The organism is Micromonospora sp. NPDC049274, from assembly GCF_040678875.1.
Lineage (GTDB): Bacteria > Actinomycetota > Actinomycetes > Mycobacteriales > Micromonosporaceae > Micromonospora.
This window is the reverse complement of sequence record NZ_JBFAQS010000020.1, coordinates 80,312-103,999: the sequence shown is the minus strand read 5'-3', so window position 1 is coordinate 103,999 and position 23,688 is coordinate 80,312. Positions and strand designations below refer to the sequence as shown.

General features: G+C 72.5%; 23 protein-coding genes and 1 riboswitch. Of the genes, 11 read left to right on the top strand and 12 right to left on the bottom strand.

The annotated features are described in order from the left end of the window. Window positions 1-14 precede the first annotated feature (14 nt). A riboswitch (cyclic di-AMP (ydaO/yuaA leader) is annotated at window positions 15-156 on the bottom strand. Window positions 157-440: 284 nt separating this feature from the next. The 3 genes from AB0K10_RS28740 to AB0K10_RS28730 all read right to left on the bottom strand — a co-directional run bounded on the left by AB0K10_RS28740 (window position 441) and on the right by AB0K10_RS28730 (window position 3,063). Next, window positions 441-1,211, bottom strand: coding sequence for a hypothetical protein (locus AB0K10_RS28740; protein WP_363688592.1), 771 nt, complete (start codon window positions 1,209-1,211; stop codon window positions 441-443). Window positions 1,212-1,344: 133 nt separating this feature from the next. Next, on the bottom strand, window positions 1,345-1,734 hold the full coding sequence (locus AB0K10_RS28735) for a hypothetical protein (protein ID WP_363688590.1): 390 nt from the start codon (window positions 1,732-1,734) through the stop codon (window positions 1,345-1,347). A gap of 93 nt (window positions 1,735-1,827) precedes the next feature. After that, entirely contained in the window at window positions 1,828-3,063 is a 1,236-nt protein-coding gene (locus AB0K10_RS28730; protein ID WP_363688588.1) for an acyltransferase, read from the bottom strand. A 365-nt stretch (window positions 3,064-3,428) separates the two neighbouring features. On the opposite strand from AB0K10_RS28730, the gene AB0K10_RS28725 reads away from it, so the two are divergent. The 3 genes from AB0K10_RS28725 to AB0K10_RS28715 all read left to right on the top strand — a co-directional run bounded on the left by AB0K10_RS28725 (window position 3,429) and on the right by AB0K10_RS28715 (window position 5,906). Next, complete coding sequence (locus tag AB0K10_RS28725) at window positions 3,429-4,487, top strand: spore coat protein (RefSeq protein ID WP_363688660.1); 1,059 nt, start codon at window positions 3,429-3,431, stop codon at window positions 4,485-4,487. Between the two features lie 71 nt (window positions 4,488-4,558). After that, window positions 4,559-5,233 (top strand): HAD family hydrolase, encoded by a 675-nt coding sequence (locus AB0K10_RS28720; RefSeq protein ID WP_363688586.1) that lies wholly within the window; start codon window positions 4,559-4,561, stop codon window positions 5,231-5,233. Between the two features lie 34 nt (window positions 5,234-5,267). After that, window positions 5,268-5,906, top strand: coding sequence for an alpha-ketoglutarate-dependent dioxygenase AlkB (locus AB0K10_RS28715; RefSeq protein ID WP_363688584.1), 639 nt, complete (start codon window positions 5,268-5,270; stop codon window positions 5,904-5,906). Between the two features lie 152 nt (window positions 5,907-6,058). On the opposite strand, the gene AB0K10_RS28710 is transcribed toward AB0K10_RS28715, so the two are convergent. Further along, a complete protein-coding gene (locus tag AB0K10_RS28710; RefSeq protein WP_363688582.1) occupies window positions 6,059-8,542 on the bottom strand; it encodes a DNA topoisomerase IV subunit A in 2,484 nt (827 codons plus the stop codon). 32 nt (window positions 8,543-8,574) lie between these two features. Continuing rightward, window positions 8,575-10,632, bottom strand: a complete 2,058-nt coding sequence (locus AB0K10_RS28705) for a DNA topoisomerase IV subunit B (RefSeq protein ID WP_363688580.1) — start codon at window positions 10,630-10,632, stop codon at window positions 8,575-8,577. A 170-nt stretch (window positions 10,633-10,802) separates the two neighbouring features. Here AB0K10_RS28705 and AB0K10_RS28700 point away from each other — a divergent pair, with 170 nt between their 5' ends. Next, window positions 10,803-11,705, top strand: a complete 903-nt coding sequence (locus AB0K10_RS28700) for a hypothetical protein (protein WP_363688578.1) — start codon at window positions 10,803-10,805, stop codon at window positions 11,703-11,705. Between the two features lie 319 nt (window positions 11,706-12,024). Further along, a complete protein-coding gene (locus tag AB0K10_RS28695; protein ID WP_363688576.1) occupies window positions 12,025-13,281 on the top strand; it encodes a hypothetical protein in 1,257 nt (418 codons plus the stop codon). Window positions 13,282-13,383: 102 nt separating this feature from the next. Here the strand turns inward: AB0K10_RS28695 and AB0K10_RS28690 are convergent, their stop codons facing one another. Further along, window positions 13,384-13,554 carry a hypothetical protein gene (locus AB0K10_RS28690; protein WP_007457769.1) on the bottom strand — a complete coding sequence of 57 codons (171 nt, stop codon included), beginning with the start codon at window positions 13,552-13,554 and terminating at the stop codon, window positions 13,384-13,386. Between the two features lie 196 nt (window positions 13,555-13,750). On the opposite strand from AB0K10_RS28690, the gene AB0K10_RS28685 reads away from it, so the two are divergent. Both AB0K10_RS28685 and AB0K10_RS28680 read left to right on the top strand, forming a co-directional pair. Further along, window positions 13,751-14,377, top strand: a complete 627-nt coding sequence (locus AB0K10_RS28685; protein ID WP_266250233.1) for a hypothetical protein — start codon at window positions 13,751-13,753, stop codon at window positions 14,375-14,377. A 156-nt stretch (window positions 14,378-14,533) separates the two neighbouring features. Beyond that, a complete protein-coding gene (locus AB0K10_RS28680) occupies window positions 14,534-14,908 on the top strand; it encodes a hypothetical protein (RefSeq protein ID WP_363688574.1) in 375 nt (124 codons plus the stop codon). A 56-nt stretch (window positions 14,909-14,964) separates the two neighbouring features. On the opposite strand, the gene AB0K10_RS28675 is transcribed toward AB0K10_RS28680, so the two are convergent. After that, complete coding sequence (locus AB0K10_RS28675) at window positions 14,965-15,921, bottom strand: DUF72 domain-containing protein (RefSeq protein WP_363688572.1); 957 nt, start codon at window positions 15,919-15,921, stop codon at window positions 14,965-14,967. A gap of 132 nt (window positions 15,922-16,053) precedes the next feature. On the opposite strand from AB0K10_RS28675, the gene AB0K10_RS28670 reads away from it, so the two are divergent. Beyond that, on the top strand, window positions 16,054-16,557 hold the full coding sequence (locus AB0K10_RS28670) for a DinB family protein (protein ID WP_266250239.1): 504 nt from the start codon (window positions 16,054-16,056) through the stop codon (window positions 16,555-16,557). Window positions 16,558-16,660: 103 nt separating this feature from the next. Continuing rightward, window positions 16,661-16,927 carry a hypothetical protein gene (locus AB0K10_RS28665; RefSeq protein ID WP_363688570.1) on the top strand — a complete coding sequence of 89 codons (267 nt, stop codon included), beginning with the start codon at window positions 16,661-16,663 and terminating at the stop codon, window positions 16,925-16,927. Between the two features lies 1 nt (window position 16,928). Here AB0K10_RS28665 and AB0K10_RS28660 read toward each other — a convergent pair whose 3' ends face one another. The 3 genes from AB0K10_RS28660 to AB0K10_RS28650 form a co-directional block, all read right to left on the bottom strand. Next, window positions 16,929-18,998, bottom strand: a complete 2,070-nt coding sequence (locus tag AB0K10_RS28660) for a glycogen debranching N-terminal domain-containing protein (RefSeq protein WP_363688568.1) — start codon at window positions 18,996-18,998, stop codon at window positions 16,929-16,931. Beyond that, window positions 18,995-19,384 (bottom strand): SCP2 sterol-binding domain-containing protein, encoded by a 390-nt coding sequence (locus tag AB0K10_RS28655; protein ID WP_363688566.1) that lies wholly within the window; start codon window positions 19,382-19,384, stop codon window positions 18,995-18,997. The genes AB0K10_RS28660 and AB0K10_RS28655 overlap by 4 nt, the downstream gene beginning before the upstream one ends. An 84-nt stretch (window positions 19,385-19,468) precedes the next feature. Beyond that, window positions 19,469-19,978, bottom strand: coding sequence for a DinB family protein (locus tag AB0K10_RS28650; protein WP_363688564.1), 510 nt, complete (start codon window positions 19,976-19,978; stop codon window positions 19,469-19,471). A 79-nt stretch (window positions 19,979-20,057) separates the two neighbouring features. Here AB0K10_RS28650 and AB0K10_RS28645 point away from each other — a divergent pair, with 79 nt between their 5' ends. Then, the gene (locus AB0K10_RS28645; protein WP_363688562.1) at window positions 20,058-20,573 is read left to right on the top strand and encodes a 2'-5' RNA ligase family protein; all 516 of its coding nucleotides are present in this window, start codon (window positions 20,058-20,060) and stop codon (window positions 20,571-20,573) included. Window positions 20,574-20,714: 141 nt separating this feature from the next. Here the strand turns inward: AB0K10_RS28645 and AB0K10_RS28640 are convergent, their stop codons facing one another. Then, window positions 20,715-21,968, bottom strand: coding sequence for an MFS transporter (locus AB0K10_RS28640; protein ID WP_363688560.1), 1,254 nt, complete (start codon window positions 21,966-21,968; stop codon window positions 20,715-20,717). 230 nt (window positions 21,969-22,198) lie between these two features. Here AB0K10_RS28640 and AB0K10_RS28635 point away from each other — a divergent pair, with 230 nt between their 5' ends. After that, window positions 22,199-22,384, top strand: coding sequence for a hypothetical protein (locus AB0K10_RS28635; protein ID WP_363688558.1), 186 nt, complete (start codon window positions 22,199-22,201; stop codon window positions 22,382-22,384). 16 nt (window positions 22,385-22,400) lie between these two features. Here AB0K10_RS28635 and corA read toward each other — a convergent pair whose 3' ends face one another. After that, on the bottom strand, window positions 22,401-23,528 hold the full coding sequence (gene corA, locus AB0K10_RS28630) for a magnesium/cobalt transporter CorA (protein WP_363688556.1): 1,128 nt from the start codon (window positions 23,526-23,528) through the stop codon (window positions 22,401-22,403). Between the last annotated feature and the right edge of the window lie 160 nt (window positions 23,529-23,688).

Genomic DNA, 23,688 nt, shown 5'->3' with positions numbered 1-23,688 from the left:
CTGCACGGGTTTGGAACTCCTTCCGACACCGCCTACCGGGTTAGCTGACGGATTCGGGCGGGAAGATCGCCCTACCGCAGGCCGTGGCTCGCGGATTCACCCCAGACTTACTGATGGGTCCCCGGTTCGTTAAGCACGATTGAGCGGGTCGGCGCGGCGTCGCCTGTTGCGATCGGTTACCGCACCGGACGGGACGACACTACTGGCCTGTTCGCGGCCTGCCAAGCCAGGTTCACCTGCGTAAACCCGATTCGGTGCGACAATTTCTGCGCGTACTGCCGATGATGTGACTCGATGGGACAACCGGTTACGGCGACGCCTACGGGCGACAACCGGACAGGCTGCCGATAATGCGGCCACAATCACGGGAAAGATCGAGCCGAACGCGTCGGACGCCCGATTTCCGAATGGCGTGACCGGGCTCACGTAACGGATCGGGCTCAACCCGCGCGAGCCGGGCGCCACCGTGCCACGAGGGCGGGACGGGACGCCCCACTCGCCGCGCGTCGGGCGGGTGCCGGGCTGGGCCGCAGCCGCGCCGTTGCCGCGTACGCCTCCTCGGCAAGGGTGCGCGCCGACTCGGCAGCCAGTTCCGCGTCCCGCCAGGCGGCCCGCTCCGCGGTGGCGGCGGCCCGGTAGTCGGCCAGTCTCGCGTCCCGGATCACCCGGCTGAGCAGCACCTCCTGCTCGACCGGGTGCCGCCGGGAATCCCAGCCGCGCCGGTGGGCGAGCACGTCACCGAGCTGCGCCATGGTCAGATCGCCCCGCCAGTACGCCGCCATCGCCGCACGGTGCAGGTAGCGCTCCCGGGAGGCGTACTCGGCGGGAGTCCGGGGGGTGTGCGGGGTGGGCAGCGCACCAGAACCCGCGAAGCGACGGGTGGCGGTGTCCGCCTCGTCGTACCCCACCCAGGCCCGCTCCACCAGTTCCTGAGCGGTGACCCAGGCATCGCGTCGCCGCCGGGCCGTCTTGGCGGCGCCGGTCGCGGCGACTGTCACCTCCTCGGCGTACCGGCGCAGGTCGTCGGCTTCGGCCGCGGCCACCTCGCGGGCGGTCGGCGCGGCCGGGACTGGGTCGTCCGCGCGGCGGTCCCGCTCGGGGCGGGCGACCAGCACGGCGAGTACGCCCAGCGCCAGCAGGAACAGGGTCGACCAGATGGCAGCGGCCTGCGGCACATCGGTCACGAACTGGTAGAAGACGGCAGTCTCCATGGTCGGCTCCTCGCGGAGAGAGCAAAGCGATGGGGAGCCCCGGCCGCGACCTGGCCACGGCGGGCCACGGATCGGCGGGGTGCGGAGCTGGTGGATCGACAGGGCGCGACGACGGGGCGCATGGCCCGGTGACTCAGCGCCGGGGCGGACCTCGGGGAGCCCAGCCGCGCGAAGCGTCGACGAGAGGCGGCCGGTCGGACCCGGCCGCGGACACCGGAAGCATGCCGGTCGCGATGGCGCCCTGGTCGCCGGACGGCGCCGGTTGCGCGTCGACCGACCCGGCCGGGATGAACTCCTCGGCGGCACCCGCACGAACCGCCGAGGCCGGGTGCACGGCAGCCTCTGGCACGGCGCTCAGGGGCGGCACGGCGCTCAGCGGTGGCACGGCGCTCAGCGGTGGCACGGGGGCCGAGGCGGGGCTCGCGCCCAGCGCCAGGGCCGCGACCGCTGCGAGGCTGGTCAGCACCCGCGTAGCCCAGCGCGCCACCCACCACAGCGGACAGGTGAGCGCGACCGGAAGCACGTAGCCAACGCTACTGCCGCGCCGGCCCTGACGCATCGGCCACGGGCGTGTCGGCGCACGCCGCGCCGACCCTGCTGACCAGGGTGGACGGTGTCAGCGCGAGTCGACGTACGGTGATCGGCTGTCGGGCTGGTCGGTCCCGCCGGGCTCGGCCTGAGTCCCGACAGCATCGGGGTCGTGGGCATCGTCCCCGGCGGCCCGAGGCCCGGCCGTGCGTGGTCTGGGCACGGGCGGGCGGGCCGTACGACGCGGCGCGAGTCGGCGCATCATCGGCGTCTCGACGAAGCGGTGCAGCAACCCGGCGAGGACCAGGTTCGCGAGCAGGAAACCGAGCACCGCGACGGGGCCACGCCAGCCCCGGAAGCCGGTCCCCCAGTCACCGCTGAAACGCAGCACGCTCGTCATCACCAGCACATGCACCAGGTAGAAGGCGAAGGAGACCTCGCCGAGCCAGACCAGCGGCCGAGACCGCCATGGCGAACGCCTACCCCGGACGTCCGCGTCCGCGGCGGCAGTGATCACCAGCAGGTACGCCACCGCGAGCAGCGTGGTCCACAGCTCGGCCCGAATCCACTCTGCCGCTGCAACCCAGGTGGCCAGGAAGATCACGCTGGCTGCGGTCAGCCCCGGGCCCCGCCAGAGGCCACGGCGCAGCAGCTCGGCCGCCACCGCGCCCAACCAGAACTCCAGCGACCGTACGGGTGGGAAGACCTGGGTGAACCACCACCGGCTCGCCTCCGGCACCAACTGCTGGGCCGGCCAGAGCGCGAGGATCAGCAGCGGCAGCACGACGATCAGCACCCAGAGCAGCTTCGGCCGGGCCCGGCGCAGCAGCGGCAACGCCAGCGGCAGACACAGGTAGAAGAAGAACTCGCAGGAGAGCGACCAGCTCACGGTGTTGATGCTGTAGAACCAGCCCGGCCGGGGGTCCCAGGCCTGCAACAGCAGCAGGTTCTCCAGCGCGGCCGCTGGCAGGACCGCGTCGGCGAACCACCAGGCGACCAGCAACGCCGCCCCCCACAGCACCAGATGGTTCGGGTAGATCTTGGCAACCCGTCGCCGCCAGAAGGTACGCCGGGACTCCCCCGCGCGGGCCGACCAGACCAGCACGAAACCGCTCAGGATGAAGAAGAACTGCACCCCGGACAGGCCGAGGGTGAACAGCACGTCGACCACGGCCTTGTAGTCCGGCTCGGCGATGATCCGCATCGTCCCGACGTGGAAGCCGAAGACCAGCAACGCGGCGATCCAACGCAGCCCGGTCAGCGAGGGCAGCCGGGCCGGCGCGGGGGCGGACCGGGCGGCCGTCGCGGCGGCGGCGCTCGTCATGCCGGGATCCCGAGGCTCGGCAGGGTCACCAGCACGTGCGTGTCCTCCTCGGTGCGACATCGGACGGCGACGCCCGCGACGGCCCAGCAGCGGCCGTACCCGGGTACCCTACCCGGGGCACTTCTGGGTGAACCGGACGCGTTCCACCCCTGCAACGCGGAACGGGTAGGCGCGGGCTGCCCTGATGGCGGACCGGACCTGCGGTGGACGTCGACCTTCCGCCGGGCGGGAGTTCAGAGATTCCACGAACGCCGGCCACATCAGGTTCCAGAGCTGGCCACCCGGGTCGTCGAACGTGGCGGCGTGCTCAAGGAGCCGACGCGCGCACTCGACGTCGACGTACGACGGAAGCAGCTGGAGGAGTCCTGACCACCCTCCGGATCGGGTTGCGCTGCGACGCCGGACCGCAGCGCGGCGTCGGCCATCTCGTCCGCTGCCTGGCGCTCGCTGAGGAGTTCCTCGCCCGGGGCGCCCACGTCGCCGTGTTCGGCGCCGTCGAACGGCTCCCCTGGGCCACCGCGGAGCTCACCGCGCGGGGCATCCCCCTGCACCCAGGCCCGGATTCGCCTGCCGAACTGGTCGAGGCAGCCCGCCGCCACGAGCTGGACGTGCTGGTTCTCGACTCCTACGAGCTGGACCCGGCCGGGGCGGGCGCCCTGCGCGCTGCCGGCGTGTTCACCCTCGCCGTGATCGACGGGGACAGCCGGGGCCAGATCGCCGACCTCTACCTCGACCAGAACTTCGGAGCGGAGTCGACCGAGCTGCCCGGACGGCTGCTCGCCGGCAGTGCGTACGCCCTGCTGCGCGACTCCCTGATCACCTCCCGACCACCGGTCCCCCGGCCCGCCACGACAGTCAGCCGACCCCGGGTGCTGGCCTTCTTCGGCGGCACCGACGCCGCCGGCGCGGCCCCGGTGCTCACCCGCGTGCTGCTGTCCACCGGTCACCCCATGGACCTCACGGTCGTCGTCGGCCGACCCGAGATCGAGACCGAGCTGGAGGAGATCACCCCCGGGCGAGGGCAGATCGTGCGTCCGGTCGCGCCCACCGGCTCGTTGCCGTCACTGATGATCGAGGCCGACCTGGTGGTCAGCGCCGCCGGCACCTCCACCTGGGAATTCTGCTGCCTCGGCGCACCCGCGGCGCTGGTCTGCGTGGTCGACAACCAACGCGAGTCGTACACCCGGGTGGTTCGGCACGGCGTGGCCGTCGGCCTCGGCGAGCTGCCGGAGCTGACCGTCGCCGGGGTGCCCGGACGGGCCGCCCGGGCGGCCGCGGCGCGGACCCTGCACGGGCTGCTCAGCTCGCCGCAGCGCCGCGCGGCGCTGGCCGCGCGGGCCTGGTCCACAGTCGACGGGCGGGGCCGGGCGCGCGTCGTGGACGCGGTGTTCGACGCCGTACGGCCCGCGCCCGTCGGCGACTGACGGGCACACTCTGGGGGCTCTCCCCCGCCTACCATGCGCTGACAGCGCAAACGTGTAACGGGGAGCGACACATGATCCGTGCGGTTGTCTTCGATGTCGGCGGAACCATCCTCGACGAGTCCCGCGAGTTCGCGGGCTGGGCGGACTGGTTCGGCGTTCCACGGCACACACTCTCGGCGGTCCTCGGTGCCGTGATCGCCCGCGGTCTGGACTGGCAGGAGACGTTCCGGGCCTTCCGGCCCGATTTCGACCTCGCGGTCGAGCTGGAACGCCGAGCCGCCGCCGGCAAACCGGAGTGGTTCGGCGAAGAGGACCTCTACCCCGATGCGCGTGGGTGCCTGGCCGCCCTCAAGGAGCAGGGCCTGTTCGTGGGGCTGGCCGGCAACCAACCAGCCCACGCCGAAGCGCTCCTGCACGCCCTCGACCTTCCCGTGGACATGATCGGCACATCGACCGGTTGGGGAGTGGCGAAACCGTCACCGGCCTTCTTCGAACGCGTCATCCACGCCGGCGGCGGCGACCCGTCGTCGATCCTGTACGTCGGCGACCGGCCAGACAACGACGTACGCCCGGCCGCCGAGGCGGGCATGACGACCTGCCTGATCCGACGCGGCCCCTGGGGGCACATCCTCGACCTGCCGGCAGAGGCCGAGCGGTGCCTGTTCCGCATCGACTCGCTGGACGACCTTCCGGCTCTGGTGGCGAAGCACAACGCGACAGCCGCGGGGACGGCGGCAAGCGGCTAGCACGGGTGTACTAAAGTGCTGCTAGGGTGGCCTCATGACGCCTGCCGCCTACCAGCCGTCGATGCTCGACCTGACGGACGCGGAGCCGACCCTGGGGCCACTGCCCGGCCAGATCCGGCGGCATCACCTGAGCCGGGGCGCCTGGGTCGACCACCTCCCCGGCTGGGTGCACGGTTCCGATGCGGTCCTCGACACCCTGCTCACCGGGGTGCCATGGCGGGCCGAGCGGCGCACCATGTACGACAGCGAGGTCGACGTGCCCCGCCTGCTCTGCTGGTACGGCGGTGATCGGGACCTGCCGCACCCCGTGCTCACCTCGGCACGAGCCGAGCTGACCCGGCACTTTGCCCCCGAGTTGGGTGAGCCGTTCGTCACCGCCGGGATGTGCCTCTACCGCTCCGGCCGGGACAGCGTCGCCTGGCACGGTGACACCATCGGCCGTTCCGCGCACAGCGACACAATTGTCGCGATCGTCTCGTTCGGGTCGCCCCGGCCGCTGCTGCTGCGCCCGCGCGGAGGTGGTGGCGACAGCCTGCGTTTCCCGGTGGGCCACGGCGACCTCATCGTGATGGGTGGCTCCTGCCAACGCACCTGGGAACACGCCATCCCCAAGACCACCCGCCCGGTAGGCCCAAGGGTGAGCGTCCAGTTCCGCCCCATCAACGTCGCCTAACCCCCCTCTCCCCGCCCCCGCCCCCGCCCCGCCCCGCCCCGCCCCGCCCAGATTGATCATGAAGTTATTGCCACCGGCATCGGCGTGTCGCGGCAATAACTTCATGATCGACGAGCGCAGGGGGTTGGGGTTTGGGTTTGGGGTCGGGTTGGTTAGTCGCGTTCGATCAGGTGGCCTACGACAGTTGGGCCGAGCATGACCGCGAAGCCGCTGCCGTCGCGGCGGGGGTCCGCTGCCGGTAGCTCCACCGGCTCGCCGGTGCCGGTCGCGCCGACCGGGCGCGGCCCGACCCAGGCGACCGCCACGTCCGTCTCGTCCTTGAGGAAGCGGTGCGCACGCACACCGCCGGTCGCCCGGCCCTTCGCCGGGTACGCCTTGAACGGTGTCACCTTGACCGTCGCCCCGGTGGACGTCACGACCATCGGCTCGCCGTGCCCCGGATCGTCGGTGCGCACCGCGCCGAAGAAGACCACCCGAGCCCCGGCCGGCAGGTTGATGCCGGCCATCCCGCCGCCCTTGAGCCCCTGCGGGCGCACCAACCCGGCGGCGAAGCGCAGCAGCGACGCCTCGGAGGTCACAAAGGTCAGCGTCTCGGCACCGTCGCTCAGCCAGGTCGCGCCGACGACCTCGTCACCGTCGCGCAAGCCGATCACGTCGAACTCGTCGGACCGCACCGGCCACTCCGGTGCGCAGATCTTCACCACGCCCTGGCGGGTGCCCAGCGCCAGCCCGGGTGACGTGTCCGCCGCACCGCCGAGCGGCGCCAGGCCGACCACGGTCTCCCCCGCCTCCAACGGCACCAGTTCGGCGGCGGACATGCCGCCGCGCAGCGACACCGTGCCGGCCTGCTCGGGCAGGACCGGCAGCGGCAGGACGTCGATCTTGAACGCGCGGCCCGCGCTGGTGATCAGCAGCACCCGACCACGGGCGGTGGAGTGCACGATCGCGCGTACGGTGTCGTGCTTGACCCGGCCGTTGCGCCGACGCCCCTCGGCGCTCTCCTCCGACTCCGCCGCGGTGCGGGCGACAAGCCCGGTCGCGGAGAGGATGACCTGGCACGGGTCGTCGGCGACCTCCAGCGGGCCGGCCGGCACGGACGCGGCGAGCACCTCCTTGAGGTCGCCGTCGACGAGCGTCGTCCGCCGTTCGCTGCCGAACTGCTTGACCACTGCGGCCAGCTCGTCGGAGACCAGCTTCTTGAGCACCCGCTCGTCGTCGAGGATCGTGGACAGCTCGGTGATCTCGGCGCGCAGCCGCTCCTGCTCGGCCTCCAGCTCGATCCGGTCGAACTTGGTCAACCGGCGCAGCGGAGTGTCCAGGATGTAGGTGGCCTGGATGTCGGAGAGGCCGAAATGGCTCATCAGCCCGTCCTTGGCCGCCTGCGCGTCGTCACTGCCCCGGATCAGGCGCACCACGCGGTCGATGTCCAGCAGTGCGATCAGCAGACCGTCGACCAGGTGCAGCCGCTCCTGACGCTTGCGTCGGCGGAACGAGCTGCGTCGGGTGATCACCTCGTACCGGTGCGCCAGGAAGACCTCCAGCAGCGCCTTCAACCCGAGGGTACGGGGCTGCCCGTCGACAAGCACCAGGTTGTTGACGCCGAAGGACTGCTCCAGCGGGGTCAACCGGTAGAGGTCGGCCAGCAGCGCCTGCGGGTTGACCCCCACCTTGCACTCGACGACCAGGCGGGTGCCGCTCTCCCGGTCGGTGAGGTCCTTGACGTCCGCGATGCCGGTCAGCCGCTTGGTCTTGGTGACCTCGTTGGTGATCGCCGCGATGACCTTCTCCGCGCCGACGCCGTAGGGCAACTCGACCACTGTGATCGCCTGGCGGCCCCGGCTGCCCTCGATCGGGCCGATCTCCACCTTGCCGCGCATCCGGACGACGCCGCGCCCCGTCTCGTACGCGCGGCGCACCTCGTCCAGGCCGAGCAGCACCCCGCCGGTGGGCAGGTCGGGGCCGGGGACGAACTCCATGAGCCGGTCCAGAGTGGCGTCCGGGTGGTTGATCAGCCAGCGGGCCGCGGAGACGACCTCGGCGAGGTTGTGCGGGATCATGTTCGTGGCCATCCCGACCGCGATCCCGGACGCGCCGTTGACCAGCAGGTTGGGGAAGGCCGCCGGCAGCACCGTCGGCTGGGTCAGCGACCCGTCGTAGTTGGGCTCGACGTCGACCGTGTCCTCGCCCAGCTCACCGACGAGCAGCATGGCCTCGCGCGACATCCGCGCCTCGGTGTAGCGGCTGGCCGCCGGGCCATCGTCCGGAGATCCGAAGTTGCCGTGCCCGTCGATGAGGGGCACGTTGAGCGAGAAGTCCTGCGCGAGGCGGACCATGGCGTCGTAGATCGCGGTGTCGCCGTGCGGATGGTACTTGCCCATCGTATCCCCGACAATTCGGGCAGACTTCACATGTCCACGATCGGGGCGGTAGCCCTGTTCGTACATGGACCAGAGGATGCGGCGGTGCACGGGCTTGAGGCCGTCGCGCGCGTCCGGCAGCGCACGGGAGTGGATGACCGAGAACGCGTACTCCAGGTAGGAGTCGGAGACCTCGGTGACCAGCGGGTTGTCGAAGACCCGCGCGCCGGCTTGGTCGAACGAGGAGAGGTCGACCTTGTTTTCCTTACGGCGTGCCATGACTCAGCTTTCCCCTCGAACGGCAGCGGTGCTCATGCGTCGATCGCATCGCGGTCGACGCGGTCGGCCGAGTCGATCAGCCAGTTGCGGCGCGGCTCGACCTTCTCGCCCATCAGCAGTTCGAGGATGCGCTCGGCGGCGTCCACGTCGTCGAGGGTGATCCGGCGAACGGCGCGGGTGGCGGGGTTCATCGTGGTGTCCCACAGCTCGTCGGCGTCCATCTCACCGAGACCCTTGAAACGCGGGATGGGCGTGACGATCTGCTTGCCGGCCTTCTCCAGCTTGCGGACCGTCGTCTCCATCTCGGCCTGGGTGTAGGTGTAGACCGTCTGCGGGCTACGCCCCCTGGTGGTGATCTTGTGCAGGGGCGGCATGGCGGCGTAGAGCCGACCGGCCTCGATCAGCGGCCGCATGTACCTGGCGAAGAGGGTGATCAGCAGCGTACGGATGTGCGCGCCGTCCACGTCGGCGTCGGCCATGATCAGCACTCGGCCGTAGCGCAGCGCGGCGAGGTCGAACGTCCGCCCCGAGCCGGCCCCGAGCACCTGGACGATGGCCGCGCACTCGGCATTGTCCAGAACCTGCTGGAGGTTGGCCTTCTGCACGTTGAGGATCTTGCCGCGGATCGGCAGCAGCGCCTGGTATTCCGAGGAGCGTGCCATTCTGCTCGTGCCGAGGGCGCTGTCGCCCTCCACGATGAACAGCTCGCTGCGGTCGATGCCCGTCGCCCGACAGTCGACAAGCTTCGGCGGCATGGACGCGCCCTCCAGGGCGGTCTTGCGCCGGGCGGCGTCCTTCTGTTGCTTCTGGGTGAGCCGCACCCGCGCCGCGTCGACGATCTTCTGCAGGACGACACGCGCCTCGGCCTTGGTGCGCCGGTCCTCCAGCCACGCCTTGACGTGCGCGTCGACAAGGGTCTGGAGCACCTTGGTGATGCCTGTGGTGGACAGCTCGTCCTTGGTCTGCGAGGTGAACTGCGGTTCGGGGATCCGCACGTGCACCACGGCAGTCATCCCCTCCAGGACGTCGTCCAGGGTGGGCGGCTCCTCCTTGGCCTTGAGCAGGCCGCGGGTGTTGCGGACGGCGTCGGCGAGGGTGCGGACGAGGGCCCGCTCGAAGCCCTTGCGGTGGGTGCCGCCGTGGGCGTTGCGGATGGTGTTGGTGAAACACTCGACGGTGCGGTCGTAGCCGGTGCCCCACCGGAACGCCACCTCGACCTCGGCGCGCCGCTGCACGTTGGACTGCATGACGCCGTTGGCGTCGGCGGCGTTCTCCCGGTATGTCCCCTCGCCGTTGACCAGCAGCATGCCGGAGACCGGCCGGTCGCCGGCCGGCGCGAGGAACTCGACCATGTCGCTGAGCCCGTTGGGGTAGTGGAACCGCTCCTCGGCGGGGGTCTCGCCGGTGAGGTCGCGCAGCAGGTACGTCACGCCGGGGACCAGGAACGCGGTGTTGCGCAGCTTCATCCGGACGGCGTCGACGTCGAGCGCCGCGCCGGTCTCGAAGTAGCGGGCGTCGTGCCACCAGCGGATCGAGGTGCCGGTGCGCTGGCCACGCTTCATCGCGCCGCTCACCTGGAGGCCGGGGCCGGCGGTGAACGGCGCGTCCGGCCCGTCGCCGTCGAAGATCCCCGGGACGCCGTGCCGGAACGACATCGCGTGGACCTTGCCGGCCCGGCGGACGGTCACGTCGAAGCGGCGGGACAGCGCGTTGACCGCCGAGGCGCCGACGCCGTGCAGGCCGCCGGAGGTCTTGTAGCCGGAGCCGCCGAACTTGCCGCCGGCGTGCAGGCGGGTCAGCACCAGCTCGACGCCGGAGATGCCGGACTTGGCGTGCACGTCGGTGGGGATGCCGCGGCCGTCGTCGTCGACCTGCACCGAGCCGTCGGCGTGCAGGATCACCTCGACGGTGGTGGCGTGACCGGCCACACCCTCGTCGGTGGAGTTGTCGAGGATCTCGTTGACGAGGTGACCCACGCCACGGCTGTCGGTGGAACCGATGTACATGCCGGGCCGCTTGCGGACAGCGTCCAGCCCCTCAAGGTGGGTGAGGTCATCGGCCCCGTACAGGGTGTCAGGCTCTGCGGTCAACTGGTCGTACTCCCCGGTCTCGGCGGTGTGCTGCCCGTCACCGGCGATGTCAGCCGGCGTGGCGCGCCGCAGCGAGCCTAGCCCGAGGCTGAGACAACTCCCGGAGGACCTACGCGAACCGCCGCGCGTCAGTCGCCGGACGTGAGCCACCAGACAGTCGGTCAGCGATCATGGGATCACGCAACGGAACCTCCGCCGGTACGCTGAGCGGTGATCGCGGCTGGTTGGCGCGGGGCGGCGCCGGGCTCGCACCGGTCCGGGTCCAGATCCAGGACCGCGAGGTCGGGGTACGCCGCTGGTGGTCCGCGCCGGACGATCCGCGGGCGGCCGAGCGGCGGGAGGCGACCGGGATGGACGAGACGACACGTGACGCCCCCGGGCGGGCCCTCGGCACGCGGGCACGGCGTTGGCTGCTGGTGGGCACCCTACTGGGAGGGCTGCTCACGGCGGTGGCGCTGGTCGCGGCGGCGGCTCCCGCCGAGCGGACGTTCACCGAGCTGTCGGGCGCGGTCCAGAGCCTGATGTCGGTCGTGACGCCGCTCTTCGGCGTCCTGCTGGTGCGCGATCTGCGTCGGGCGCCCGCCACGGTCGGCGTGCTCCCCACGGTGCTGGCGGTGGTGTTGCCGGCCGCCGTGATCGGCGTGGTCGGCGTGCTGGTCTGCGCCGCGACGCTGGCCCTCGCACCGACCACTGTCGCCGACGAGCCGTGGCGGCACGCCGGAACGGTCGCGGTGGGCAGCGTGTTGGTGCAGATCCTCGCCGGCCTGGTGGGCACCGGGCTGGGTCTGCTGTTGCGGTCGCCGACGAGCGCTTTCGCGGCCACGATCGTCCTGCCGCTGGGGCTGCTCGGGCTGCTGGAGGTCGTTCAGGCGGGCGCGGCCCAGCCGTGGCTCACTCCGTTGGGCAGTGCGCGCAATCTGCTCTCCGGGGAGATGAGCCTGCTGCGGTGGGTGCAGTGGTTCTGTGTCCTGCTGATCTGGGGTGTTGGCCTGAACGCGGTCGGCGCGGCCGTGTGGCGGCGCCGCCAGCGGCCCGGCCGACAGGTCGGCGCGGCAGCCGACGGGGTGGCGTGACCGGGGGCGTTTGACGCCGTCCACAGTGGCCCGTTGCACGGGCCTGCCGCGCGCGGCGATCCGCTCGGCCGGTTCGTGGCCGAGGTGCCGGCGGCGGTCGGAGCGTGGACACCGATGCGCAGGCCGGGGGGCCGAGAGCGAGGATCCGGTCGGCGGCGAGCGCGGGCAGTGGTCGCTGCCACGTGGACACCGAGTGGCGCGCCGACGCATTCGTGTCTTTCGCCGAACGAGTCTGTTACAGGCCATTGACGCCCGTTGCACAAGGGTGATCTGATCGCGCTCTCAGAGAATCTTTCATCTTTCGATGGTTGGGAGCCCCATGCCCAGGTTCCGCCGTACCGCGCTCGCCGCGGCACTCACGATCGTCACGGCAGCGCTGTCGACCGCCGTCGCGCTGCCCGCCCCCGCGACCGCCGCGCTGCCCACCGCCGCCGTGGCGCTCGGCGACAGCTTCATCAGTGGCGAGGGCGCCGGGGCGTACACCCCGGTGGTCGACGCCAACGGGGTCAGCCAGGGCTTCCCCGGCTGGAGCGCGCCGAACAACAACGCCTTCTTCTGCCACCGGTCGGCGAACGCCTCGCTCAACCAGGCGAACCTGCCGGGCATCCAGAACCGGTTCAACCTGGCCTGCTCCGGCGGCCAGCCGCGCGACATCGCCACCGCCTCGGCGGCACGGGAGAAGGGCCGTACGGTGGCCGCCCAGCTCGACCAGCTGCGCGCCGTCGCGCAGACCCAGGACATCGACCTGGTGCTGATCGGCCTGGGATCCAACAACAGCTCGTTCACCTTCGGCAGCGTGGCGGAGACGTGCGCCAACCGGTTCATCGCCGACGCCTGGACGGGCTGGTGGGAGTTCTGGGCGTACCTGAACGGGCCGGTGGAGCAGAAGCCGTGCAGCGACGCCGACCTGGCCACCGCCGCGCAGCTCAGCGCCGCGACCGCGGAGACCACCGCCGCCGTACGCCAGATCCTGACCACCCTGGACCAGGTGGACGCGGACGGCCAGCACCGGGTGGTGTTCCAGGACTACACCAACCCGCTGCCGCTGGACCTGAACCCGGCGTACTACGAGGAGGACGGCCGGGACGACACCCGGGACAAGTTCCGTGACCTCGGCGCCGAGCGGTACGCGGCCGGCTGCCCGATCCACCGGGCCAGCCTCGCCCCCGGGCACCGCTTCTCGCAGGGCCTGGGCGGCATCGTGAAGTCCACCCGGGACACCCTGGCCGCCGAGTTCCCCGCCGACGACCTGGTCTACCTCAACGTGCAGCGGGCCTTCGACGGCGCGCGGCTGTGCGAGTCGACGTCCAGCCCGACCGGCGCGCTGGCCACCCCCATCCGGCTGCAGGACGGCGCGACCGGCACCTTCGTGACCAGCCTCGCCGGCAAGGACAAGATCGCCATTCAGCGGATCGCCAACACCTGCGTCAGCTACTTCCAGACCTGCCAGGAGTCGTGGCACCCGAACGCCACCGGCCACCAGGTGCTCGGTCGGTGCCTCGCCGGCGCCGCCGTCACCGCCGCACGCGCGGTGTCGTGCGTCCGCGCCGGCGACGGGTCGATCTCCGTCTCCTGACCGGTCGCGCCACCGGAGGCCCCGCCACCCGGCGGGGCCTCCGTCGCGTCCGGGTCGCCGCCCCGCCCAGCCGCACCGGCTGCTCGGGGCGGCCCGTCCGGCTCACTCCTCCTGGTCCAGCGGAACCAGCTCGTCGTCGCGTTCCACCTGGATCTGTGCGTGATCCTTGCGCGGCGCGACCTCCGCGGTGTTCCGGTGCGGATCGTTGTCCGGGTGCATGAGCACCGCGTCGGTCTTGGGGGTCTTCTCGCGGACCTCGTCCGGCTGCGACATGCCGTTCCCCTCTCCGTCGACGTCGCAGGGGGTCTACCCGCCACCGCGCTGACGACTCCCCCGACGGCGATTGCGGGCCGCGACGCGCGGATGTCCCGGTCGTGGCGGTGCGGCGGGGATTCGGCCGGCAGGCGACGGGGTTAGCCGCTCGGGCGGCGGGTAAGCCGCATCGCCCGACACGGCGGAAGGGGATCACATGTCCGAACGACACACCGCACTGCGCTCGATGCACGATCTGGGTCTGGCGGCCTGGTTCGGCGGCTCCCTCATGGGTGCCTTCGGCGTCAACGGCGCAGCGGCGAAAATCAACGACTCGACCCAGCGGCTGCCGGTCGCCTCGGCCGGATGGTCGAGGTGGACCCCGGTCAACGCGGCCGCGATCGGCGCGCACCTGGCCGGGGCGGTCGGCGAACTGGTCACGGAGAGCCCACGGGTGGCGGCCCAGCGCGGAGTCGGCCGGGCCAGCGCCCTCAAGACGGCGCTGACGATCGGCGCGCTCGCGGTCACCGGCTACAGCCGGTTGGTCGGCATGCGGCTGGAGAAGGCGGGTGGCCCGCCGGTGAACGGCGCCACCGAGCCCAACCACCAGACGCCGGCCAGCGTCGCCTCGTCACAGCGGCAGATGAAGCTGCTCCAGTGGGCGATTCCGGCGCTGACCGGATCGCTTGTCGTGGTCACCGCGTACATGGGTGAGCAGCAGAAGCCCGGTCAGGTGTTGCGCGGGATCCTCAGCCGTACCGGCGGGATGCGCAACGCCCCGATGGGCATCGCGAAGATGGGCATGGGCGTCGGCAAGCGGCAGATGGCCATGGCCGGACGCTGAGCGTCGGGCCGGTCGGCGGCCCGCCGGACCGTCGACGACGGGACACGGCCGACCCTGCCCGCCCGCCACGCGACACGGCGTGCCGAGCGGGCAGGACCGGCCCGGGGACGTGGCAATCCGTCCGTCGGTAGCGGCGGACCGACGAGCGAGGTGGCCATGACGGCACACGAGGGACGCAGCAGTGGCGGCGGCGACCGGCCGGAACCGGAGGCGGTCAACCCGTGGGGCACCGCTGACGGTTTCGACGCCGACGCGCCCTGGGGCGCCGACGACGACTCGCCGATGGACGAGGGTAGCGAGGAGACGGCGGTACCCGAGGGGCGGCGCGGTGAACGGCGCGCGGGTGCCCCGGCCGGCCCGAGCGGTCCGGCCGGTAGGCACGGCTTCGGTTCTGTCGAGCCCACCCGGACCACGATGGCCGGACCCGGCGCGCCACCGGACCCGGCGCCCAGCGGTCGAAGCTTCCCCGACGACGCGGACGTGACCGAGCTGAGCCAGGACGCGCTGCGCACCCGGGGTCGCCGTTCCTGATCGACCGCGCTGCCCGCGTGCCCTGCCCGACGAGGGCACACGCGGGTAGCGGGCCGTCAGCCGCCCGAAGTGGCCCGCGCCGAGACGGCCTGATCGTCCGCCGCTCGGCGCGGCCCGGCCGGCACCCGCGGCTCGGCGAGCATCGTCTCGGCGAGCACCTGCGCCAACCGGGTGGCGTCGCGCTGGGCCTGCCCGGCGCAGCAGTTGTTGAACAGCACGTGCAGGTCGTCGACGTCCGCGGCCAGCGCCGCCAGGCGCGCGGCCCAGTCGCGCAGCTCCGACTCGTCGTACGCGTAGCGGAACTTGTCCTGCTTGTCGCCGTCGCGCCACGCGTCGCTGTGACCGTGGAAGCGGACGATCGCCGGCTCCGCCGTCCGGGTCAGGATCGGCGGCACCGATGACGGATGCCCCTGCGGCATGTCGACGCAGACCAGTGAGAGGTCGTGCGCGCCCAGCAGCTCCAGGGTCGTGGCCGCGGCGGCCCCGTCGAACCAGGACCCGTGCCGCAGCTCCACCGCGACCCGCCACGGCCGGCACCGCTGCGCCAGCTCGACGATCCGGCGTTCGGCGGCAGCCCCGCGCGCCAGCCAGGGCGGGAACTGCAACAGCACCGCGCCCAGCTTGCCGGCGGCCGCGATCGGGTCCAGCGCCGCCCGGAAACGGGCCCACAGCTCGTCGTACGCCTGCTCGGGCAGATCGCGACGGCGGACCCGGCTCGGGCCGGAGGCCGGTCGCAGGTCCCGGGGCAGCGCGGCCACCGGCGTCGGATGACCGGTGAAGAGGCTGAACGCCTTGACGTCGAAGGTGAAGTCGTCAGGCGTCGCGTCGACCCAGCCGTGCGTGGTCTCCGGCACCGGAACGGCGTAGTAGGACGTGTCCACCTCGACCAGCGGGAAGCGGCCGGCGTAGAAAGCCAACCTGCCGGCCGGCGTGTTGGCCGAGCGCGGATACCAGCCGGAGCGCAGCAACGTCTGGTCCGCCCAGGACGACGTGCCCACCTTGATCACACCCATGTCGTTCAGTGGACAGTCCCGCGCACCGATCGGCAACCGCTGGCGGCCGGCGCTCTCGTCGTGTCCGCCCCGAAGTGTCGGTGCCCGGTCCTAGGCTGACGCTCGACCGGACCTCGACGGAAGGGCACCACCATGACCAGCACCGCGCAGCTCACCGGGGAACGCGCCGACCTGCTGCAGACGCTGCGCCGGCACCGGGGCTTCCTCCTGCAGACCGTCGACGGGCTGACCGACGAGCAGGCCGCGGCGCGCAGCACGGTGAGCGAGCTCTGCCCCGGCGGGCTGATCAAGCACGTCGCCGGCACCGAGGAGCGGTGGATGCTCTTCGCCGTGGGCGGCGCGGAGGCGATGCAGCGCGAGGAGATCGACTGGGTCGGTCAGTTCCGGATGGCGCCGGGCGAGACCCTGGCCGGCCTCGTCGAGCGGTTCCGCGCGGTGGCCGACCACACCGACGAGCTGATCGCCACCCTCGATCTGGACGCGGCCCACCCGCTGCCGCAGGCGCCGTGGTTCGAGCCGGGTGCGAGCTGGACTGTCCGCCGGGTGCTGCTGCACCTCATCGCCGAGACGTCCCAGCACGCGGGGCACGCAGACATCCTGCGCGAGGCGATCGACGGGTCGAAGACCATGGGCTGAGCCCCGGCCGCCCTCTCCGGCGCTTCGCCTCGTGCTGTCACCGCCCCTTTCCACGCCGCGCGGATGTGACATCGCCCGAGGGGTCGGCGCTGAGGGACACGAGATGAACGCGGACCGGATGGACCAGGAAACCGCCGAACGGCTGCTCGGCGGTTTCCCCGTCGACCCGTCCACAGGCACGCGTCCGGTCGTGCTGCTCCTGACGGCGGTGCGCGCCGCGCCGCGCCCCGACGAACTGGCCGGCCTGGGGCCCGCGGTGCAGGGCTTCCGCCGCGCCCAGGCGCACCGCCGGCGCCCTCCCCCGGCCCACCGGTCCGCACCCCCCGATCAGGCCTCGGGCGGTACGACAAACCGGAGCGACGGCCACTGACTCACGATCGTCGTCGACCCGCCGGGCGGGTGGAGCGATCACCGGCGTACGCGTCGGTGTGCCCCCAACGACCGGGGATGTCGAGCAGCTCCACACCGCCGAAGCCGGGAGGCAGGGCGGGGTTCACCAGCAGGTCCTCGCCCGTGGGTCGCAGACCCAACAGGGTGCCCAGCAACATCAGCAGCGCGCCGGAGGACCACGACTGGGGCCGACCGGCCGAGGGCAACTGGACCGGATACTTCGTCAGGCTCCGCTCGTAGCCGGCGATCAGCTCCGGCACCGCCCCGCCCAGCGTCTGCGCCATGTCGAAGATGCCGGCCGCGATCCGGGCCGCGTGCGCGTCGAAACGGTAGTGCCGCAGACCGGCCGCGATCAGGGCGTTGTCCGACGGCCACACCGCACCCAGGTGCGAACCCACCGGGTTGTACGGGCGCTGCCCGGTGGCGAACGTCCGCACGCCCCAGCCGTTGAACAGCTGCGGACCGAGCAGGTGCTCGGCGACCGCCTCGGCGCGATCGTCCGTGACGATCCCGCTCCACAGCAGGTGCCCGATGTTGGACGCCAGCGCGTCGACCGGCTCGCCGTACGGGTCCAGCGCCAACGCGTAGTACTCGCGGTGCGGCAGCCAGAAGTCCCTGTTGAACCGCTCCTTGAGCGCCACCGCCTCCCGATCGAGCCGGTCGGCGTACTCGGGTTCACCCCAGAACTCGCGGGCCAGCCGGGCGCCGCGCCGCTTCGCGTCGTACGCGTAGCCCTGCAACTCGCAGGTGGCGCGGGGAAACGCGGGCAGCCGCCCGTGCGCGTCGACGATCGCGTCCGGGGAGTCCTTCCAGGACTGGTTCACCGCGCCGTGGCGCTCGTTGCGGCGCTGGTAGCGCAGGTAGCCGTCACCGGTCAGGTCGCCGTACTCGTCGATCCAGTCCAGCGCCAGCCGGGCCGGGTGGCGCAGCTCGCGAACCAGGTCCGCGTCGCCTGACCACCGCTCGTACTCGTCGAGCAGGACCACGAACAGCGGGGTGGTGTCGGCGGCGCCGTAGTACAGCGCGTTCGGCCGCTCGCCGAAGGCGGCCAACTCGCCGTAGCGCAGCTGGACCAGGATCTTGCCCGGCTCCTCGTCGTGGTCGTCGTCGAGCTGGCCACCCTGCAACAGCGCCAGCATCCGCAGCGTCGCGCGGGCCAGTTCGGGAGTGAACGCCAGGCTCTGCACACAGGCGACGATGGCGTCCCGCCCGCACATTCCCATCGCCCACGGCAGGCCGCCGACCGGCACCCGGTCGGTGTACGCGAGCGGTTGGTACCGCAGCGCCGCCAGGGCGGCCAGAGCGCCCTGGTACGTCTCCTCCAGGCCGTCCCGCTCGGCCACCAGCTGCGGGGCCCGGCTCAGCCAAGCGGTCAGGTCGTCGCCCATTCCGTCCCGCACGTTCTGCTGGTGCGACTCCAGGTCGGCACGCATGTCCCGGTCACCCTCGCCCTGCATCGTCATGCTGACGTGCAGGGTGGTCTCCCACGTCCCCTCGGCCGGAACCCGGATTCGGAACGTCAGCCCCCCCCCGTCGACCTCGGCGGGGGCGGTGCTGCGCACGGTGGTGACGCGGCCGAACCGCTCCCGCTCGTAGCGCAGCACGAGTGCCGCGCGGTGGGTGTCGGTCGTGACGTGGACGTTGCGCGGTCGGAGCTGCGCGACGTCGGCGATCTCCGCGATGTCGGTGAAGTCGGCGCCCACCTCCATCCGCACCGTGAAGTCGGCGGGCTTCGCCGAGTGGTTGAGCACTGTGATCTGCTCGTGCAGGCAGTCGTGCACCGAGCGGTGCCGGATGATCGACACGTCGGCGTCCACGTAGTGGCTGGCCGCGCCCGGCACCAGGAAGAACCGGGTCTCGAAGTACGTCATGTCGTCCCGGGAGAGGGCGTTGAGGCGTTCCCCGTCGACGCTGAGCACCCACCGGGACAGGAATCGGGTGTCGAACGAGAAGAGACCGACAGGCGCCTGTGGGTCGACCTCCATGTCGCCCTGGGCGTCGCTGATCGCGAAAACGTTACCGGCGATCACATGCACCTGCTCCTGCCTCATCGCGACCGCTCCTGTTCCGCCAGGGCCGCCCGGCCCAGCGCACGAGGATGCCGGGCGCCGGGCGGGCCGGGGAAGATCCGCCGCAGCAGCATCAGCAGCGCCATGTCGCCGCGCAGGGTCAGCTCGTTGCGCAGCAGCGCCTCGGCGAGGTGCAGCTGGCCGGTGGCGAGCTGGTCGAAGACCGCCCGGTCGGCGCGGACCAGCAGGTCGGCGTCGTCGGCCGACCGGGTCGCCCGCACCTGCTGATCGGCGATGGTCAGGTACCAGTGCTCGGTGCAGCCGTCGCCGCGCATGTCCAGGCGCAGCGTCCCGGCGGTCGTCGGGGGCAGGTCGGGGCGCCGGCCCGGGTCGAGGTCCTGCAGGAACCGCGCCGCCGTCGTGCCCATCAGGTCACCTCCCGCATCCCGACAGGATCACCCGGCTCGGGGTGAGCGGGACTCACCCGTTCCGGATGAGCCGGGGGACGCGGGTCAGTCGGCGTCGACGAGGCCGCGCACGTAGGCGGCCTGCCCGGCATGTTGCAGGTCGTCGTCGGCGATGCTGACCAGCCGCACGCCGAGGGTGACCGGCGGGTCCCACGACTCGTCGACGACGCGGTCCAGGTCCGCCTGTCGCAGCCCGGCCAGGAACGATCCGGTACGCGCCGCGACCGCCGCGTAGTAGTCGATCAGCGCCTGCGCGCTCTCCGGCCGCACCTGGGCGACCTGGGCGGGCGTGTGGCCATAGCCTGTGTTGTCCGGATCGGCGGTGAGCCCGAACCGCCCCGCCCAGTCCCCGCTCACCCAGACCTGCTCGGTGTCGAGCAGGTCGGCGACGTGATGGTCCTGGACGCGGGTCAGGTGCCAGACCAGCCACCCGACCGGGTTGGCGCCCTCGGCGGGCGCCCAGCGCAACTGCTCCGGGGTGAGGCCGTCGACCGCCGCGCGGACGAGGTCGGGCAGCCGGTCGTACGTCTCGGTCAGCAGGTCACTCACGTCCACGGGGCACGCCTCCTGGTCTGTTTCGGATCACGGTACCGCCGGACACGGACGGCCAAACCTCGGCCGCTACGGTGATCACGTGGTCGCGGCGCTGGAGCTGTATCTGGACCCGGATGCCACCCGACGGATCCGGGTGCTGTGGGACGCGCTGGAGGCCGAGGGCGTGCAGAGCATGCGCTCGCTGCTGGAACAGCGGCACCGTCCGCACGTCTCGCTCGCGGTGGCGCCCCGCTTCGATCCCGAGCAGGTCGCCGAGGCGCTGCGCGGAACCGTCGTGGCAGCCCCGCTGCGGCTCGACTTCCAGCACGTCGGTCAGTTCGTCGGACGGGTGCTCTGGCTCGGTCCGGCGCCCACACCGGAGCTGCTGGCCCACCACCGGCTGGTGCACGGCCGGCTCGCCGCCGGCGGCGTCACCCTGGCCGGGCACTACCAGCCGGGGCGCTGGGTGCCGCACTGCACGCTGTCCATGCGGGTGCCGAACACGCTGATGGCCGCGGCGGTGCGCCGCTGCCTGGAGGTGCTGCCGCTGTCGGCGACAGTGGTCGGCGCGGCGCTCACCGACCACGCCCGCGGCATCGCCCACCCGCTGTCCTAGCCACCGCCGGGCCCCCGGTCGCGGACGCGCCCCTGGCCGACGCGCCCCCTGGCCGACGCGCCCCTGGCCGACGCGCCCGCTAGCCGACGCGCCCCTGGCCGACGCGCCCGCTGGCCGATGCGCCCGCTAGCCGATGCGCCCCTAGCCGATACGCCCCTGGCCGACGCGCCTCCGGTCGCCGACGCGACGCCGGGCGGTGACGGTCGCCGCCAGCGCGGCGGCGAGCGTGACAGATGCCCCGGCGACAAGCAACAGGCGTGGACCGAGCGGGGCGAGCACCCCGGCCAGCCCGGTGCCGAGCGAGGCGGCGGCCACCTTCAGCGCCGCCGTGGATACGAACACCTGTGCCCGCACGTCGTCCGGCGCGTACGCCGACCGGGCGGCCAGGGTCGCCGCGAAGAGTGGCGCGGTCGCCGCCCCGGCCAGCGCGAACGCGGCGACCCCCAGCGGGAAGCCGGGCACTGCCGCGCAGAGCGCGACCGCCACCGCGCCGAGCGCCGCCCACCGGAACGTCAGCCGCTCCGGCTCGCCGGTCAGCGGGAACGCCGTGACCACGAGAGCGGCAACGAGGTTTCCGCCCCCGTAGGCGGCGGCGAGCAGCGCACCGGAGGCCGCCTCCCGGCCGAGGTCCGCCGCCAGCATGACGGCGAGCACCGAGATCGCTCCACCGGTGAGCGCGCCGACCATGGTGACCCCGGTGACCCGGCGCAGCGGCCCGGGCCCGAGCAGCACCCGCAGGCCGCCGCGCGCGGCGGGCACCGTCCGCGCCGGCCCGTGCCGTCCGGACACCTGCGCCGGCAGTGTGCCCACCAGGACCGCCGCGACCACTGTGGCGGCGGCCAACCCGAGCAGGGACATCCGGGGTCCGGCCACCGCGGCGAGCACTGCCACGAGGGCCGGGCCGGCGCTGCCGCCCACCCCGTACGTCACCGCGTCCCAGCCCTGACCCCGGCGCTGCGCCCGCTCGTCCGGGGCGAGGAGCGCGGCCAGCCGGCTGCTCAGCCCCCCGGTCAGCAGCGGCCCGCAGGCCCCGGCCACGATCAGCAGCGCGGCAGGCACACCGACCGGCAGCCGGCCGAGCAGCAGCGCGGCCAGCGCGACAGCTCCGGCGTACGTGGCGAACGCGGCGGCCAGCAGGCCCCGCCCGTCCCGTGCCCGGTCCAGCGGGCGGGCGAGCAACGGCCCCAGCAGATGCGGTGCGGTCAGGCAGGTGGCCAGCAACCCGCCCAGCAGCGCCGGACGACTGGCCCCGACCTCCGGCAGGGTGGCCAACAGGACCACCCCCACCGCGGCACCGGCGTCCGCACCCCTGGCGAGCGTCGCCGCGACGAGGTAGTGCGGCAACGCCAGGCGTCCGGGAACGGCGGGTGCGGCCGTGCCGAGAGCTTCACTCACGCGTGCCTCGCTACCCAGTCGACAGGCCCGAGGCACCATCGCGGCGAAATGTCCGGTTTGGCGGGCGACAGTCGGGAAACCGAAAACAGGGGGTGCGGATGCGGCCGGGCATGGGATGGTTCGACGTGGATGCCGTACCGGTGGCGACCCAACGCGAGCGGTCGCCCGGCCGGGGGCGCGGGCGCACACCGCGCTGCCCGCGGCGGCTTCGACGAGGAGAGGCAGGGCCCATGCAGGCTCAGCGCAGGCCACCGCGCACGGAGCGGAGCCAGACCAACCACGACCGGACCGGCGGCGGGATGACCGGAGCGGCCACCCCCCTGACCATCTGGGCCGCCGCCGTGCTGCTCGGCCGCATCGCCGCGGGCGACGACGACAGCGAGGACGAACGGCACATCCTGCGCGGCATCGAGTGACAGTCGCGCCGCGCTCTCAGAGCCAGCCGCGCCGCTTGAAGACCAGGTAGAGGGTGCCGCAGACCAGCAGCATCAACAGCAGCGCGAACAGGTAGCCGAAGCGCCAGTTCAGCTCCGGCATGTGGACGAAGTTCATCCCGTACACGGTGCCGATGAGCGTCGGGGCGAACAGGATCGCGGCCCACGAGGAGACCTTCTTCAGCTCCTCGTTCTGCGCGTAGCTGGCAGCGGTCAGGCTGCGCATCTCCTCGTTCTGCTGCTGCGAGACGAGGGTCGCGTTGACGGTGAGGATGTTCTGCAGCAGGTGCCGGAAGCCGTCCACGCGCTCCACCACCTGGGTGAGGTGGTCGGTCACGTCGCGCAGGTAGCGGCGCAGCTCCTCGTCGGTGCCGTAGCTGCCGGCACCGCTGGCCAAGGCGTCGAGGATGCCGAGCAGTGGGCGGGCGGCCCGCTGGAACTCGATGACCTCCCGGCTGAGCCCGTAGATGCGCCGGCTGGCGTTCGGGTCGCCGCCGAAGACCTGGGTCTCGATCTCGTCGATGTCGTTCTCCAGCCCGGCGACCACCGGCGCGTACCCGTCGACGACCTGGTCGAGGATCGCGTACAGGACCGCCTCGGGCCCCCGGGCGAGCATCGGCGCGTCGGCCTCCATCCGCCGCCGCACCGCGGCCAGGTCGGGGACCTCGCCGTGGCGGACCGTCACCACGAAGCCTGGCCCGATGAACAGGTGCAGTTCGGAGAACTCGACCTCCTCCCGCAGGTCGTCGTAGCGGGCGGCACGCAGCACCACGAAGAGCGTGTGCCCGTACCGCTCCAGCTTCGGTCGCTGGTGGGCGTTGATCGCGTCCTCCACCGCCAGGTCGTGCAGGCGGAACTCGCGCGCCAGCGAGGAGATCTGGTCGATGTCGGGTCGGTACAACCCGATCCAGGCCATCGCGTCGTCCTGCTCCTGGAGGCAGGAGTACGTCTCGGCGAGGCCGGCCGGCGAGGCGAACCGGTGTCCCCGGATGTAGACGGCACTGTCCACCATGCCCCCGGCGGGCGGTGGCGGCTCCGGCGGTGGCGGCACGCCGACGTGGGTCTCGTGCTCGTCGAGCTGGCGGCCGAAGCCACCACCCGGGCGGAAGCGACGGCCGCCGACCATGACCCGCTCCCTCCCGGTGACATCCCCCTCCGGCGGCCTCCCGGCCCTACCGGACGGTTCGGCGCGGGGGCGCCGGAGGCGCTGCATCCCCCCTGCCCGCGGGCCGAAACCCTCCGACAGGCCCGCCTCGCCCACCCGCGACGGGCGGGTTCGGCGTACC